Origin of the sequence: Actinoplanes sp. NBC_00393 (assembly GCF_036053395.1) — a bacterium.
Lineage (GTDB): Bacteria > Actinomycetota > Actinomycetes > Mycobacteriales > Micromonosporaceae > Actinoplanes.
On the sequence record NZ_CP107942.1, the window covers coordinates 8,072,447 to 8,086,486 of the forward strand.

Below are 14,040 nucleotides of genomic sequence, written 5' to 3' on the forward strand. Positions count from 1 at the left end.
CAGGCGCAACTCCCCACCCCTCCCCCCGGAACAGAAGGCTCCCCCATGTCTCTGCGCGAAGTTCACCTCATCGGCGGCACCCGCCCCGAGGCCGTCAAGCTCGCTCCGGTCGCCCTCGCGATGCGGGAGGCCGGACTACTCGAGCCGATCCTGCTGGCCAGCGGGCAGCACCCGACGATGGTCACCCAGGCGCTCGCCGCCTTCGGCCTCGCGCCGGACATCACGCTGCAGGTCGACCGGAACACCGGCAGCCAGGCCGAGCTGCTCACCGCGATGGTCCGGGAGCTGGACGAGCTCTGGTCGGTACGCACCCCCGCCGCCGTGATCGTGCAGGGTGACACCACGACGAGCCTGGCCGGCGCGCTGGCCGCGTTCTGGCGCCGCATCCCGGTCGTCCACCTGGAGGCCGGTCTGCGCTCCGGTGACCTGGAGTCGCCGTTCCCGGAGGAGGGCAACCGCCGGCTGGTCGCCCAGGTCGCCTCGCTGCATCTGGCGCCCACGCCGCTGGCCGCGATGAACCTGCTGGACGAGAAGATCAACCCCGCCGATGTGCTGATCACCGGCAACACCGTCGTCGACGCGACCCTGGCGGTGGCCGGCCAGAAGCTGCCGTTCGAGAATCCTGCGCTGGCCGGCCGGAACGAGAGCACGAGCACCAACCGGCTGGTCCTGGTCACCGCTCACCGGCGGGAGTCGTGGGGTGAGCCGCTCGACCGGATCCTCGCCGCGGTCAAGGAGCTGATCCAGAAATATCCGGACATCGAGGTGGTTCTGCCGAGCCACCCGAACCCGGCGGTCCGCGACCAGGTCGACACAGCGCTGTCCGGTGTGGAACGGGTGACGGTCACCGACCCGCTGCCGTACCCGGATCTGTCCCGTCTTCTCTCCGAGGCCTACCTGGTGCTCACCGACTCGGGCGGGATCCAGGAGGAGGCGCCGTCGTTCCGGGTGCCGGCCCTGGTCCTGCGGGACGTCACCGAGCGGGTCGAGTCGCTGCACGCCGGCTGCGCCAAGCTGGTCGGCTCGGACACCGAGACGATCGTCCGGGAGGCGTCCGCGCTGCTGGACAGCCGGGTGCGCCGGGACGGGATGACCGCCGGCGGCAACCCGTACGGCGACGGTCTCGCCGCCCGGCGCACCGCCCAGGCCACCGCCGCGCTGCTCGGTCTCGCCTCGTTCCCCGACGCCATGCCCGTCACCCAGAACACCGCCCTCACGTCTGGAGCCGTTGCCTGATGCGTACCGCGAAGATCTCCCGCCGTACCCTGCTCGCCGCCGGCGTCTCGGCCGCCGCGGTCACGGCCGTGGCGCTGACCACCGTCGAGGCGGACGCCGCGAGCAACACCACGCCCAGCACGACGAAGACCGGCAAAGCCGCGCCCGGCGGCGGCACCGCGAAGACCCTGGTCCTGTACGACACCACGAGCGAGTACGGCTGGCTCGGCGAGGTCTACGCCACCCAGACCGCGAACCTCGCCTCGCACTTCGGCACGTGGACCGCGGCGCCGGTGGCCAAGTACAAGGCCGGTGACCTGAAGGCGTACACCGCGGTGATCTACGTCGGTTCGACCTACGACGAGCCGCTGCCGGACGCGTTCCTGACCGACGTGCTGGCCACCACCAAGCCGGTGCTCTGGATCTACGACAACATCTGGCAGCTCGCCGCTTCGTCGGGTTTCGCGGCGAAGTACGGGTTCACCAGCGGCACGTTCGACCTGGCCGACGTCGCCGAGGTGGAGTACAAGGGCCGTCGGCTGACGCGCAGCGCGGACAACAAAGCCGGCATCATGAACCTGCCGATCAGCGACACCGCCAAGGTGACCACGCTGGCCAGCGCGGTACGCCCGGACGGCACCACCTTCCCGTGGGCGGTGAAGTCGGGCAACCTCACCTACATCGGCGAGATCCCGTTCTCCTACGTCGGCCACGACGACCGCTACCTGATCCTCGCCGACCTGCTCTTCGACGTGCTGGGCAGCAAGGCCGCCGAGCGGCACCGCGCCCTGATCCGTCTCGAGGACGTCGGCCCGGACGCCGACCCGGAGCAGCTCAGGGCGATCGCCGACTACCTGTACGCGGAGAAGGTCCCGTTCAGCGTCGCCGTCTACCCGCGTTACCGGGACCCGAAGGGCGGCGAGGACTACACCCTGCTCAAGAAGCCGGCGGTGGTGTCCGCCCTGAAGTACATGAAGGCCAAGGGCGGCACGCTGCTCATGCACGGATACACCCACCAGTTCAACTCGGTGGCGAACCCGTATGACGGCACGAGCGGCAACGACTTCGAGTTCTACTCGGCGCACGTCGACGACAAGGACTACGTGATCTACGACGGTCCGGTGCCCGGTGACTCGGTCGCCTGGGCGACGAGCCGCATGGTCACGTCCGGCGCGCTCTTCGTCGCGGCCGGCCTGGGCGCGCCGAAGATCTTCGAGTTCCCGCACTACGCGGCCAGCCCGGCGGACTACCAGGCAGCGCACAATCTGTTCGGCAAGCGGTACGAGCGCGGCCTCTACTTCCCCGGCGTGCTGACCGGCGCGAAGTACGACTACAAGCGCCAGTTCGGACAGTTCTTCCCGTACACCGTGCGGGACGTGTATGGCTCGGTCGTGATCCCGGAGAACATCGGCAACGTCGAGCCGGAGGCGTTCAACAACCACCCGGTCCGGCTGCCCGCCGACCTGGTCGCCTCGGCGAAGCGGAACCTGGTCGTCCGGGACGGCGTGGCCAGCTGCTTCTACCACCCGTACCTCGGCACCGACCACCTGAAGGACCTGGTCAGCGGCATCAAGGGCGCCGGCTACACGTTCGTCAGCGCCGACACCATGCTCAACGGCTGAGTCATGGACGTAGTGGATTTCTGGGTCAAATCGTGGACGGCGGACGACCTGCCCGCGGCCCGGCAGCTGCTCACCCCGGACGTCGAGACGGAGTGGAACCTCGACGCCCCGGTCGACGACGAGGAACTGCTGCAGGTGCTGCACCGGGTCGCCGCCTTCGCGGACGGGGTCAGCGTGGTCGCGCGTACCGATGCGGTCGACGGCGCCGCGCTGATCTACGACCTCGTCGCGCCATTCGGAACGGCCCGGATGGTCGAGTTCCTCGCGGTCGCGGATCAGAAGATCACCGAGGTCCGGCATGTGTACGACGTGACCGCGATCGACCGCTATTTCCCCGACCTCTACGCGAACTAGGCCGATTTCTGTCCGCTTTCCTCGGTAGCGTGCGGACATGGCCTACGAGTTCCAGATCGCGATCGATTCCCCGGAACCGCACAAGCTCGCCGACTGGTGGGCGGAGACCCTCGGCTGGCGGCTCGAGCCGCAGGACGAGAACTTCATCAAGGAGATGATCGCCAAGGGGTTCGCCACCGAGGCGGACACCCTGCGGCACAACGGCGCTCTGGTGTGGCGCGCCGGGCAGGCCATCCGGCACCCGGATGATCTGCCCGGCGCGCCACGCATCCTGTTCCAGTGGGTGCCCGAGGAGAAGACGGTGAAGAACCGGATGCACCTCGACCTGCGGCTCGGCGGCGAGGACCAGGAGGCCGTGCGGGACCGCCTGATCGCCCGCGGCGCCACCTATCTCTGGGACGGCAGTCAGGGTCCGCAGAAGTGGCTGACGATGGCCGACCCCGAGGGCAACGAGTTCTGCATCAGCTGACCGGGAGCGCCCGGTCCAGCAGGGCGAAGAGCGCCTGCCAGTGCCGCTCCTCGCCCGCCGGGTGGTACATCGCGGTGTCCGCCATCGTGAAGCCGTGCGGCGCCCCTTCGTACAGCTCCGAGGTGTAGGTGACGCCGGCCGCGTCGAGAGCCGACTCGAGGGCCTTGATCTGGTCCGGCGTCATCGAGCCGTCGTTGTCGGCATGTCCGAAATAGACCTCTCCGGTGAGCGCGGCGACCCCCAGATGCGGGCTGTCCGGCTGGTCGGTCACCACCCCACCGGCATGGAAGCTGGCGACCAGGGCGACCCGCTCGGGCTGGGCGATCGCGGCGACCAGGGCATTTCGGCCACCCATGCAGTAACCGAACAGGCCGGCCGGTCCCGGCGCGACACCCTCCTGCGCGGCAAGGAAGTCCAGGTAGGCAGCGGTGTCGGCGGCCACCCCGGCGGCCAGCGCCGGCATCAGCGGCGCCAGCCGCTGAAAAGCCGCGCCGCGCCGCGCGCCATCAGTCAGTTCGGCCGGTTCCACCAGCGGGCTCCGGGCGCCGCGATAGAACAGATTGGGTACGAGCACCGCGTACCCGCGTTCGGCGACCCGGTCGGCCATCTCCCGGATCCGCGGCCGCAACCCGAAGACATCCATGAACATGACCAGGCCCGGGAACGGCCCGCTCCCGTCCGGCCGGACGAAGTACGCATCCGCGGTGCCGTCCGCCGCCGGGACGTCGATCTCGGTTCGCTGCATTACCGCACCTCCTGTGCCATCCGGGAAGATCCGTCGGACCGTAGCATCGCGGGCATTGGATCTTCGCCGGAAAGTCGTATCCTGTGGCGCATGGCCACCCGGCTACGCGCGGATGCCCGACGAAACCGTGCCGCCCTGCTCGACGCCGCTCGCGAGGTCTTCGCCGAGCAGGGTCTGGACGCGTCGCTGGACGAGATCGCCCGCCGGGCCGGCGTCGGCAACGCCACCCTCTACCGTCGTTTCCCCAGCCGCCGGCATCTGATCGCCGAGGTCTTCGCGAGTCACATGACCGCCGCGGTGCGCCTCGCCGAACAGGCCCTCGAACACCCGGACCCGTGGGCCGCGTTCGTCGGCTACCTCACCCGGGTCTGCGAACTGCAGGCCACCGACCGCGGCTTGGCGGAGTTGCTGGTCACCACCGCCTTCGACGACGACGAACGGCTGGCCGCGTTACGGATGACCGCGACTCAGCGCGCCGTGGACGTGCTGCTCCGGGCGCAGCGGGCCGGCCGGCTGCGCGCCGACTTCACCCGGCACGACCTGGCCCTGCTGATGATGGCCAACGCCGGGGTGGCCCAGCACTCGGCCGACCCGCAGGCCTGGCGCCGACAGTTGGCCCTGTTACTGGGCGGTCTGGCCAGTCGTTGACGAACAGGAATATTCGCAAACGTCAGCGGGTATGAGAGTGGTCGGCAAGCGCGGTTCCGGGAAGCCCCCTCTCGGAGCCGCGCTTCATACCTTCTCGCTCCCCCGGCACGGCTGCATCAGCGGCCTGCCTTCCAGCGGGCCGGCCCGCCTGCTTCAGCGGCCTGCCTTCCAGCGGCCCGGCCCGGCTGCATCAGCGGCCCTGCTTTCAGTGGCCCGGGTCAGGCGAAACCGCGGCCGGCTTCGGCGAGCGCCTCGCGGACCAGGTCGCGGTAGGGCCGCTCGGCCGGGTGCTGGAGCCAGACGTTCAGTGAGACGCGCAGGGTTGCCAGGAAGACGGCGGCGATCAGCTCTACGCGTACGCCCGAGGGGTCTTCCTGACCGACGCGGACCGCGACCGCCTCTGCCAGCTCGCGCTCCATCGCGGCGAAGGCCTGCGCCTGCGCGGCCGCCAGCGATGGATGGCGGCGCACCAGCCGGCTCTGGGCCGCCCATTCCGGATCTAGATCGCCGAACTCGCCGTAGAAATCCGCGGCGGCCGCGCTGAGTGCGGCCCAGGCCGGCTCGGCCGCCGGCCGGGCGCGGAGCTTGTCGAGCAACTGCCCGGTGCGCATCCGATGGCCGTGGAAGAGCGCTTCCTCTTTGTTGGCGAAATAGTTCGAAAAGGTACGCCGGGAGACGCCCGCATCGTCCGCGATGGCCTCGACCGTGATCCGGTCGGGTCCGTGCTCGAGCGCGAGCCGGAGCGCCGCCTCGTGCAGGGCCTGGCGGGTGGCTGCCTTCTTCCGCTCGCGAAGGCCCGGCTCGCTGGTCGGCGCACTCATGACCTGAGCCTACCGGCGTGTGACTCAGTTCCCAATGAGAAAACTTGCGCACTGGGCAACCTTAGGCGGATAGTTGTATGCATCAAGCATTTCGAGGAGGCGGTCATGCGGAACGACACCCTGGTGCTCGCGATGCACGAGGTCCTCAAGGCGGTCCGGATGCTCAAGCAGCGGCACAACACCGCCGTCCCGGTCGGGGCCCTCGGCGTCCTCGCCGCGATCCGCAACTACGAGCGGGCCGGCCCCTGCCACATGAAGGACCTGGCCGCCGAGCACGCCCTCGACCCGTCCACGATCAGCCGGGCCGTCGCCGCACTGGTCCGGGCCGGCCTGGTCACCCGCGTCGCGGACCCGGCCGACGGGCGGGCCAGCACCCTGCACCTCACCGACCAGGGCCGGACGGTGCTCGACAGCGCGCAGAAGCAGTACGAGACACGGCTGACCACCGCGCTCCAGGACTGGAGCGCCGAGGAGATCGCCGACTTCACCTCGGCTCTGCGCCGCTTCGCCCACGACCTGATCGTCTCGTCACCCGGTCATTCGCCCGGCGATCCGTTCGGCCTCGCGCCCAACGAAACGCCCAGCGATTCACCCAGTCTCACGCCCAGCCGTTCGTCCAGTCTGGAGGCCGCGCAATGAGCGCAGCAACCGAAACACGCGCCGAGCACGGCCAGATGACGCACCGCGAGATCATGGAGGCCCTCTCCGGCCTCCTGCTCGTGCTCTTCGTCGCCATGGCCAGCTCCACCATCGTCTCCACCGCGCTGCCGAAGATCATCGGTGATCTGCACGGCAGCCAGACCCAGTACACCTGGGTGGTCACGGCGACCCTGCTCACCGCCACCGCCACCACCCCGATCTGGGGCAAGCTCTCCGACCTCTACAGCAAGAAACTGCTGGTCCAGCTCTCGATCGTGCTCTTCGTGATCGGTTCACTGGCGGCCGGCTTCACGCAGAACACCGAGCAGCTGATCGCTGCCCGCGCGTTCCAGGGCATCGGCATGGGCGGCGTGCAGGCGCTGGTCCAGGTCGCGATCGCCGCGATGATCCCGCCGCGGGAGCGCGGCCGGTACAACGGTTACCTCGGTGGCGTCCTCGCCCTCTCCACGGTCGCCGGCCCGCTGCTCGGCGGCCTGATCGTGGACACCTCGTGGCTGGGCTGGCGCTGGTGCTTCTTCATCGGCGCGCCGTTCGCGGTGATCGCGCTGGCCGTCCTGCAGAAGACCCTGCACCTGCCGGTGATGCGCCGCGACGATGTGAAGATCGACTACCTCGGCGCCACCCTGATCGCCGCCGGCGTCAGCGTCATCCTGATCTGGATCTCCTTCGTCGACGGCTCGTTCGCCTGGCTCTCCTGGCAGACCTTCGCCATGGTCGGCGGCGGTGTGCTGCTGCTGGCGCTCGCCACCTGGGTCGAGTCGCGGGTCGCCGAGCCGGTGGTGCCGCTGCCGATCGTCCGTGAGCGGACCACCGCCCTGGCCATCATCGGTAGCCTCGCGGTCGGCATGGCGATGTTCGGCGGCGCGGTCTTCCTGGGGCAGTACTTCCAGATCGGCCGCGGCTACAGCCCGACCGAGGCCGGCCTGCTGATGATCCCGATGATGTTCGGCATCCTGGTCTCCTCCACCGTCGCCGGCAAGATGATCACCAAGAGCGGCCGGATCAAGCCGTACGTAGTGACCGGCACGATCGTCCTGGTCGCCGGTTTCGCCGGGCTCTCGGTCCTGGACCACGACACCCCGCTCTGGTACATCGGCACCGCGATGGCCGTGGTCGGTATCGGCGTCGGCCTCTCCATGCAGAACCTGGTGCTCGCCGTCCAGAACACCGTGTCGCTCAAGGACATCGGCGCCGCCAGCTCGACGGTCGCCTTCTTCCGGTCGCTCGGTGGCACCATCGGCGTCTCGATCCTCGGCGCGGTCCTCGCCCGCCGGGTGTCCGACTCGATCACCACGCAGTTGACCGCGATGGGCGTACCGGCCGGCAGCAGCGGCGGCAGCACGCTGGACCTGAACGGCATGCCGGAGGCCATCCAGCACGTCGTCCGGGCCGCGTACGGCGACGCCACCGGCCACATCTTCCTGATCTCCATGGGTGTCGCGGTGATCGGCGTGATCGCGGCGATCGCGATGAAGCCGAGCAAGTTGCGGACCACGGTCGACCTGCCGGCCGATAAGGAACCGGCTTTCGCGGACTGAGGCTCTCCTCGCCTTCATTGCTCTACCCGCCTCCACTGCTTTGCCCTCCTCCACGCGGCGCCCGGATCCCTGAGGATCCGGGCGCCGCACCATGTCCGGGATCACCCGCTGCGTGTCTGATTCGCCCCTTTACTCAGAGCTACTCTCGGGTAGCGGAGAGGTTTCCCTCATCCCGCGGCAGGCAGGGTCGATGCTTCGGCCGAGCACGGCTACGGCCGCGTCGCCCGGTTCCGGCCGGCCCGGCTTCCCCCGGCACAGCGCTGCCGGGCCACGGCCCGCACTGCTCGGCTCCGGCCGGGCATGGGAGAGGAGTACCGCGTTGGATGCGCTCGCGACCGATGCCGAGATGCTCTCGGCCGCCCTTCTCGCGATCGAGGACGAGCGGTCCTGGGACGCGGAGGCCGAGCTGGCCCGTTCGATCGAGATCGAGCAGGCTGCGCTGGCCCTCGGCGACGGGCTGCTGGTCGCCCGCGCTCAGCTCTGCCAGGCCAACATGCGACTGCGCTCCGGCGACGTGTCCGGTGCGGCGGCGCAGATCTGGCGGGTGCACCAGTGGGCGGTCAGCCATGACGCCCGGCTGCTGCTGGCGCGTACCCATCTGGTCTGGTCGAACATCCACCAGCACCTGAGCGACGCCGAACAGGCCCTGGAACACGCCGTGCTCGCGGTCGAGCTGCTCGACGAGGACTCGACGACGCACATGCACATCTGGCACCGCACCAAGCTCGCCGACGCGCTCTGGGCAGCCGGCTCGATGGACGCGGCCCGCATCCGGTACCGGCAGGCCGAGCAACTGGCCGTCGAGTCCGGGTCGCCGGCCCTGCTCTGCCTGCTCAACAACTACGCGTTCACCGAGTTCGACACCGGCCACCAGGAACGCGCCGAGGAGGTGGCGGACCGGTTGCAGCGGCTCGCGGCCGAACGCGGCGAACTGCTCGAACCGGCGTACCTCGACACCATCGGCTGGATCCAGATCGGCAACGAGCGGTTCGAGGCCGCCGAGACGACCATGCAGGAGTGCATCGAGCGGCATGCCGAGGGCCGGTACGACGCCGCCGATGGGCTGGCGATGTATCTGCTCACGCTGGCCAGGGCGCAGCGAGGGCTGGCGGCGTACGAGCGGGCGCAGGCGACACTCGACGAGTCGCGGGCACTGTGCCATGAGCGTGATCTCGGGGATCTGCTGGTACGCGTACATGAGGAGCAGGCCGAACTGCACGCGGCGCGGGGCGAGTTCGCCGAGGCGTTCGCTGCGCACAAGGTGTTCTTCAGCGCGTACCAGGCTCGGCACTCGGTTCAGCGCGAGGCGCGTACCCGGACCCGGCAGGCCATGTTCGAGACCGCCGAGGCCCGGCAGGAGGCCGAGCGCTTCCGCGAGCAGGCCCGCCGCGATCCGCTGACCGGCCTGCACAACCGCCGGTACGTGGACGAGCGGCTGCCCGGCCTGATCGAGTCCGACCCCGCCCTCACCGTCGCCCTGGTCGACCTCGACCACTTCAAGCAGGTCAACGACCAGCTCTCGCACAACGTCGGCGACCAGGTCCTGGTGCTCGTCGCCGACCTGCTGGCCCGCGAGATCGCGATGGCCTGCCCGGACGGCTTCGTCGCCCGGATGGGTGGTGAGGAGTTCCTGATCGTGCTGCCGGACACCACGATTCCCCGGGCCGCCGGCCTGCTGGACAGCATCCGCCGGGTGATTCGCGGACACGATTGGAAGCCGATCACACGTGGCCTCCCGGTGACCGTGAGTATCGGTGTGGCCGCCGCGGCCGAGGCGCCCGCCACCACCCAGCCATCCCTACTGTCCACAGCGGACAGTCGCCTGTACGCTGCCAAGCACGCCGGACGTGATCGCGTCGTGTCGGCCGCGGATCAGCATGGCGATCTGCACGCCTACGCTGCCTGACTCTCAGTAGCCATATTCGGTCGCCGGGGCTTAAGTCGGTCAATCGTTTGCGGTTAGGCTGGACGGGCCGGCGATGATCGGCAACGGGGTCGAGGCGCAAGGAGGCCGTCGTGGACAAGGGCAGTGGCATCTCCGGACCCGGTGAAGTTGCGCCTCCGGGCGTCAACATCAACGTGCCGCACTCAGCCCGCATCTACGACTACTGGCTCGGCGGGAAGGACAACTTCGCCGTCGACCGCGGTGTCGGCGAGGCCATGCTTCAAGCCATCCCCAACCTGCGCTACATGGCCGGCGAGAACCGGAAGTTCGTCCACCGCGTGGCCCGCGACCTGGTGCAGAAGGAAGGCATCACCCAGTTCCTCGACATCGGCACCGGCATCCCCACCCGGCCGAACCTGCACGAGGTGGCGCAGACCATCGAGCCGACGGCCCGCGTGGTCTATGTGGACAACGACCCGATCGTGCTGGTCCACGCCCGGGCCCTGATGCTGAGCAGCCCCGAGGGCCGCAGCGAGTACATCTCCGCCGACCTGCGCGACCCCGCCTCGATCATGGGCGACCGCGCGCTGCAGGACACCCTCGACCTGAACAAGCCGGTCGGCCTGACCCTGATCGCCATCCTCATGCTGCTCGCCGACGAGGACGATCCGTGGACGAAGGTCGCCGCCATCCGCGACGCCTTGCCGTCCGGCAGCTGCCTCGCGATCACCCACCCCACAGCCGACTTCAACCCGGCCGAGGTGGACGCCGCAGTCGCCGCCGCAACCGGCGCCGGAATGACCTTGGTAGCGCGGTCCCAGGAGGCCGTGGGCCGCTTCTTCGGCGACTGGGAGCTCCTGGAGCCAGGCCTGGTCCCGGTCTCCAGTTGGCGCCCCGACGACCCGGACGTAGACCCCAAGGCCGCCTACTACTGGTCCGGCGTAGCCCGCAAGCCGTAGTGCGCCGGCGCCCCCTCGCCGCGACCTGAGAGTGATGACACCTCCGCTATAGGCCGCGGTACTAGCTGCGCTGCGCAGCGAAGCACGCCGTATGCCCTATTGATTACCGGCTTGTCCCGATCCGGGCCGACCGCCGATGTTGGGTATCGACCACTCCTCACGTCTGTTCGCACACCCGCCAGGAAGCCTTCGCCGAGGCCTGCAGGACGTCGCTTCGCGACCGATCCATCACCTAAAGATGTCACCCTAAGTGACCCCCGTGGGGATCTTACGTGCGTTATCATGCTCAGAATCCCGGGACAATGCACAGTTCAACGCACGTGCAGGCAGTGTGCGTGCGCCACCTGATCTCGGAAAGCGCCTAGTTCACGGAAAGTAACTAGCGCGGCGGCACCCGCTGCCACGGGTGCCGCCCTTCCGAGTTCTCCGAATGCGCAGGGAGACTCGCAGTGAGCGTACGTCAACCATTCCGTCCGCCAACCGAAGCGCCTGACAGAAGCAAGCCTGAACGTCGCCACATCGTCACGCTTCGCTATCTGAGGGAAGTCCGGCATCTGATGCTTGCGGCCGCCGCATTCCTCGGAGCCGGCGCCGGCGCATCATAGGCCGCGTCGAACATCGCCGGCTTGCTGGCTCTCTTCAAGTGATCTATCTAAGCCGGCACAGCAAGCGCAAGATGCTGCAGCGAGCAGTTCCCGCCTGAACCAGACAACGAGAGGGACCCACCGGTTCGACCGGTGGGTCCCTCTCGTTTGGACCGAGTGGGCGGCTTGGCACGGGGAACCGAACCGCCCACCCGGCGTCAGACGGGCGTGCTCCGCAACGCCCGTAGACGGGGGCGCTTGCTGGCCGGCGGGACGGGCACGCGGCCCGCCCGGATCAGCATTTCGCGCACCGCGCCCTCACGTCCCGCACGGTCGACGACGACGCCGCGGACACCGACCCAGGTGTCGCCGTCGTGGGGGATCAGTCTGTGCATGTCGACCCGCACCAGGCGGAGCCGGATCGGGCCGACGCCGTAGCAGTAGTCGGACTCGGCGAACTCGTACACCGGCCAGCGTGGCCCGCTCGGCCGTAACACATGGTTACGGATCCGTGGCGCAACAGTTGTCCACCGGGCTCGGCCCGATGGCTGCCCGGCAGGTCGCTGCGCACGGCAGCGAACGAGCTCACTCGCGCGCGTCGGACTCACCCTCCTTGGCAGGCGGCTTCGGGACGGTCCCCTCAGGCCGGCTCAGTGCATACCTCACCCCGCCGAACCGGTGCGTCACCGCACTGGCCCGAGCCGAGGCTGCGACCACCTCATCGGTGATCGGCTCGTCCCGATAGACCGCCGGCGGGTTGCCCCGGCGCGCGCTCTCGGCCGCGCCGGGGTCGCCCGGATCGGGATGTTCGGGGCCGATGTTGGGTACCGACATACTCGTCACCTCTCGCTCAGACGCCCCCGCCAGGGAGCCTCGCGCCGAGGCCGCAGACGTCGCTCCGCGACCGACCCATCACCCAAAGATGTCACCCTAAGTGACCTTCCTTGGGAGCTCACGTGCGTTATCATGCTCAGAATCACGTGACTACGCAAGGCCAGATGCACGTGCATTTGCATCGCAGCCCAATTAGGCACGTGTGGACACAGATCCCGGATCGATCGGCGATCCGGGGCATACCAAGGGAGCTTGGAATGACCTACGTGGTCAACGGCATGCCCGCCGGCCAGTTGGACGGAGTGACCTGGCAGAAGAGCGGTCGCAGCAACCCAAGTGGCAACTGCGTCGAGTGCGCCGTCCTGCCCAGCGGCGACGTCGCCGTGCGCAACTCCCGGGACCCCGAGGGTGCGGCCCTGATCTACACCCGGGCCGAGATCGAAGCGTTCTTGGGCGGCGTCCGCGACGGGGACTTCGACAACCTCGTCGCCTGACACCAGTCGTCTGCGATCCGGCCGCCGGGCAATTTCAGGCGTGGGGCAGCTGCGCCCACGGCCGGACCGCCATGTGAGCCTGTCTTCCGGCCGGGTCTAGCCAAGACCCGGCCGCTTCCAGGTCAGAGGTCAGGCTGGTCGGCCGACCTCGTGCAGCAGCTTTCCGAGGATCTCCGGCGTGTGGTTCGGCGGCTCGGCGTCGATGCACACCCGCTCCATCGCCATCGCGTAATGGTCGACGTCCTCACGCTTGTCCAGGTAGATCGCGCTGGTCAGCTGCTCCACATAGACCACGTCGGGCAGCTCCGGCTCGGGGAACCGCAGGATCGCGAACGGTCCACCGGCCGCGGCGTGCCCACCCGCGTGGAACGGGATGATCTGAAGCCGCACGCTCGGCAGTTTCGACGCCTCGATCAGCGACTCGATCTGCTGGCGCATCACCTCGACACCACCGATCGGGCGGCGCAGCACGGCCTCGTCGATGACTGCCCAGAGCTGCGGGGCGCCCGGACGGGTGAGAATCTGCTGCCGGTGCCGGCGGACCTCGACCCGCCGGTCGATCTCCTCGGCGCTCGCGCCGGCGTGGCCCAGCATGATGACAGCCCGCGCGTACTCCGGCGTCTGCAGGAGGCCCGGCACGAACTGGATCTCGTAGGTCCGGATCAGCGAGGCGGCCGCTTCCAGCCCCAGATAGGACTGGAACCAACCGGGAAGGACATCGCTGAAGTGGTGCCACCAGCCCGGGTTGTTGGCCTGACGGGCCAGCCCGATCAGCGCGTCGCGCTCCTCGCTGTCGGCCACGCCATACATGGTCAACAGGTCGGCGACGTCGCGTTCCTTGAAGCTGACGCGACCCAGTTCCATCCGGCTGATCTTGGATCCGGAGGCACGGATCTCATACCCGGCTGCCTCACGGGTGATCCCTCGCGTCTCCCGCAGCTTGCGAAGCTGGGAGCCGAGCAGGATACGCAGCACGGTTGGGCCGCCGCCCGGCGCCTCCTCCTGCGAACCCGCGCTCACCTGACTCCTCGTCGCTGGTCTGTGACTGCACGATGCAGTCCTACGCATCCTAGAGCCGAGATCGTCCCGTGCGAAACCAGCTCGAGTGTGGCTTCGCGCGTTTGCGCGCGCCGGATGCACGTGCATCCGGCCTTGCGAACGCACTTGATGACGAGCATGATAGCTGACAGACACGTACCGACTGCTAACACA

15 protein-coding genes are annotated in these 14,040 nt (G+C 68.9%); 10 read left to right on the forward strand and 5 right to left on the reverse strand.

Annotated elements, in window-relative coordinates:
* The first annotated feature begins 45 nt into the window (after nucleotides 1-45).
* The 4 genes from wecB to OHA21_RS37310 are packed head-to-tail and all read left to right on the forward strand — an operon-like array spanning nucleotide 46 to nucleotide 3,660.
* Nucleotides 46-1,236: a non-hydrolyzing UDP-N-acetylglucosamine 2-epimerase gene (gene wecB / locus OHA21_RS37295; RefSeq protein ID WP_328463199.1), complete on the forward strand. Its 1,191-nt coding sequence runs from the start codon at nucleotides 46-48 to the stop codon at nucleotides 1,234-1,236.
* Nucleotides 1,236-2,837: a polysaccharide deacetylase family protein gene (locus OHA21_RS37300; protein WP_328463200.1), complete on the forward strand. Its 1,602-nt coding sequence runs from the start codon at nucleotides 1,236-1,238 to the stop codon at nucleotides 2,835-2,837. Before wecB ends, OHA21_RS37300 begins: the two co-directional genes overlap by 1 nt.
* 3 nt (nucleotides 2,838-2,840) lie before the next feature.
* A complete protein-coding gene (locus OHA21_RS37305; protein ID WP_328463202.1) occupies nucleotides 2,841-3,191 on the forward strand; it encodes a hypothetical protein in 351 nt (116 codons plus the stop codon).
* A 37-nt stretch (nucleotides 3,192-3,228) separates the two neighbouring features.
* Entirely contained in the window at nucleotides 3,229-3,660 is a 432-nt protein-coding gene (locus tag OHA21_RS37310) for a VOC family protein (protein ID WP_328463204.1), read from the forward strand.
* Here the strand turns inward: OHA21_RS37310 and OHA21_RS37315 are convergent.
* On the reverse strand, nucleotides 3,653-4,405 hold the full coding sequence (locus OHA21_RS37315; RefSeq protein WP_328463206.1) for a dienelactone hydrolase family protein: 753 nt from the start codon (nucleotides 4,403-4,405) through the stop codon (nucleotides 3,653-3,655). The genes OHA21_RS37310 and OHA21_RS37315 overlap by 8 nt on opposite strands.
* Nucleotides 4,406-4,495: 90 nt before the next feature.
* Here OHA21_RS37315 and OHA21_RS37320 point away from each other — a divergent pair, with 90 nt between their 5' ends.
* Nucleotides 4,496-5,053, forward strand: a complete 558-nt coding sequence (locus OHA21_RS37320) for a TetR/AcrR family transcriptional regulator (protein ID WP_328463208.1) — start codon at nucleotides 4,496-4,498, stop codon at nucleotides 5,051-5,053.
* Nucleotides 5,054-5,271: 218 nt separating this feature from the next.
* Here OHA21_RS37320 and OHA21_RS37325 read toward each other — a convergent pair whose 3' ends face one another.
* Nucleotides 5,272-5,874, reverse strand: a complete 603-nt coding sequence (locus OHA21_RS37325) for a TetR/AcrR family transcriptional regulator (protein ID WP_328463210.1) — start codon at nucleotides 5,872-5,874, stop codon at nucleotides 5,272-5,274.
* Between the two features lie 105 nt (nucleotides 5,875-5,979).
* On the opposite strand from OHA21_RS37325, the gene OHA21_RS37330 reads away from it, so the two are divergent.
* The 4 genes from OHA21_RS37330 to OHA21_RS37345 all read left to right on the forward strand — a co-directional run bounded on the left by OHA21_RS37330 (nucleotide 5,980) and on the right by OHA21_RS37345 (nucleotide 10,916).
* Nucleotides 5,980-6,513 (forward strand): MarR family winged helix-turn-helix transcriptional regulator, encoded by a 534-nt coding sequence (locus OHA21_RS37330; protein WP_328463212.1) that lies wholly within the window; start codon nucleotides 5,980-5,982, stop codon nucleotides 6,511-6,513.
* Nucleotides 6,510-8,072: an MDR family MFS transporter gene (locus OHA21_RS37335; RefSeq protein ID WP_328463214.1), complete on the forward strand. Its 1,563-nt coding sequence runs from the start codon at nucleotides 6,510-6,512 to the stop codon at nucleotides 8,070-8,072. The genes OHA21_RS37330 and OHA21_RS37335 overlap by 4 nt, the downstream gene beginning before the upstream one ends.
* Nucleotides 8,073-8,391: 319 nt before the next feature.
* The gene (locus OHA21_RS37340) at nucleotides 8,392-9,978 is read left to right on the forward strand and encodes a diguanylate cyclase (protein ID WP_328463216.1); all 1,587 of its coding nucleotides are present in this window, start codon (nucleotides 8,392-8,394) and stop codon (nucleotides 9,976-9,978) included.
* Between the two features lie 128 nt (nucleotides 9,979-10,106).
* A complete protein-coding gene (locus tag OHA21_RS37345; RefSeq protein ID WP_328478787.1) occupies nucleotides 10,107-10,916 on the forward strand; it encodes an SAM-dependent methyltransferase in 810 nt (269 codons plus the stop codon).
* Nucleotides 10,917-11,718: 802 nt separating this feature from the next.
* Here OHA21_RS37345 and OHA21_RS37350 read toward each other — a convergent pair.
* Both OHA21_RS37350 and OHA21_RS37355 read right to left on the reverse strand, forming a co-directional pair.
* A complete protein-coding gene (locus OHA21_RS37350; protein WP_328463218.1) occupies nucleotides 11,719-11,997 on the reverse strand; it encodes a hypothetical protein in 279 nt (92 codons plus the stop codon).
* 88 nt (nucleotides 11,998-12,085) lie between these two features.
* On the reverse strand, nucleotides 12,086-12,334 hold the full coding sequence (locus OHA21_RS37355) for a hypothetical protein (RefSeq protein WP_328463220.1): 249 nt from the start codon (nucleotides 12,332-12,334) through the stop codon (nucleotides 12,086-12,088).
* A gap of 257 nt (nucleotides 12,335-12,591) precedes the next feature.
* Between OHA21_RS37355 and OHA21_RS37360 the strand changes: the two genes are divergently transcribed.
* Nucleotides 12,592-12,828: a DUF397 domain-containing protein gene (locus OHA21_RS37360; protein WP_328463222.1), complete on the forward strand. Its 237-nt coding sequence runs from the start codon at nucleotides 12,592-12,594 to the stop codon at nucleotides 12,826-12,828.
* A 129-nt stretch (nucleotides 12,829-12,957) separates the two neighbouring features.
* On the opposite strand, the gene OHA21_RS37365 is transcribed toward OHA21_RS37360, so the two are convergent.
* The gene (locus tag OHA21_RS37365; RefSeq protein WP_328463224.1) at nucleotides 12,958-13,848 is read right to left on the reverse strand and encodes a helix-turn-helix domain-containing protein; all 891 of its coding nucleotides are present in this window, start codon (nucleotides 13,846-13,848) and stop codon (nucleotides 12,958-12,960) included.
* Nucleotides 13,849-14,040 lie beyond the last annotated feature (192 nt).

What these genes read in the sequence shown, in the direction of transcription:
- OHA21_RS37330 (WP_328463212.1), top strand. Translation starts at nt 5,980, where the DNA reads ATGCGGAACGACACCCTGGTGCTCGCGATGCACGAGGTCCTCAAGGCG.
- OHA21_RS37360 (WP_328463222.1), top strand. Translation starts at nt 12,592, where the DNA reads ATGACCTACGTGGTCAACGGCATGCCCGCCGGCCAGTTGGACGGAGTG.
- OHA21_RS37300 (WP_328463200.1), top strand. Translation starts at nt 1,236, where the DNA reads ATGCGTACCGCGAAGATCTCCCGCCGTACCCTGCTCGCCGCCGGCGTC.
- OHA21_RS37320 (WP_328463208.1), top strand. Translation starts at nt 4,496, where the DNA reads ATGGCCACCCGGCTACGCGCGGATGCCCGACGAAACCGTGCCGCCCTG.
- OHA21_RS37310 (WP_328463204.1), top strand. Translation starts at nt 3,229, where the DNA reads ATGGCCTACGAGTTCCAGATCGCGATCGATTCCCCGGAACCGCACAAG.
- OHA21_RS37355 (WP_328463220.1), bottom strand. Translation starts at nt 12,334, where the DNA reads ATGTCGGTACCCAACATCGGCCCCGAACATCCCGATCCGGGCGACCCC.
- OHA21_RS37305 (WP_328463202.1), top strand. Translation starts at nt 2,841, where the DNA reads ATGGACGTAGTGGATTTCTGGGTCAAATCGTGGACGGCGGACGACCTG.
- OHA21_RS37315 (WP_328463206.1), bottom strand. Translation starts at nt 4,405, where the DNA reads ATGCAGCGAACCGAGATCGACGTCCCGGCGGCGGACGGCACCGCGGAT.
- OHA21_RS37335 (WP_328463214.1), top strand. Translation starts at nt 6,510, where the DNA reads ATGAGCGCAGCAACCGAAACACGCGCCGAGCACGGCCAGATGACGCAC.
- wecB (WP_328463199.1), top strand. Translation starts at nt 46, where the DNA reads ATGTCTCTGCGCGAAGTTCACCTCATCGGCGGCACCCGCCCCGAGGCC.
- OHA21_RS37325 (WP_328463210.1), bottom strand. Translation starts at nt 5,874, where the DNA reads ATGAGTGCGCCGACCAGCGAGCCGGGCCTTCGCGAGCGGAAGAAGGCA.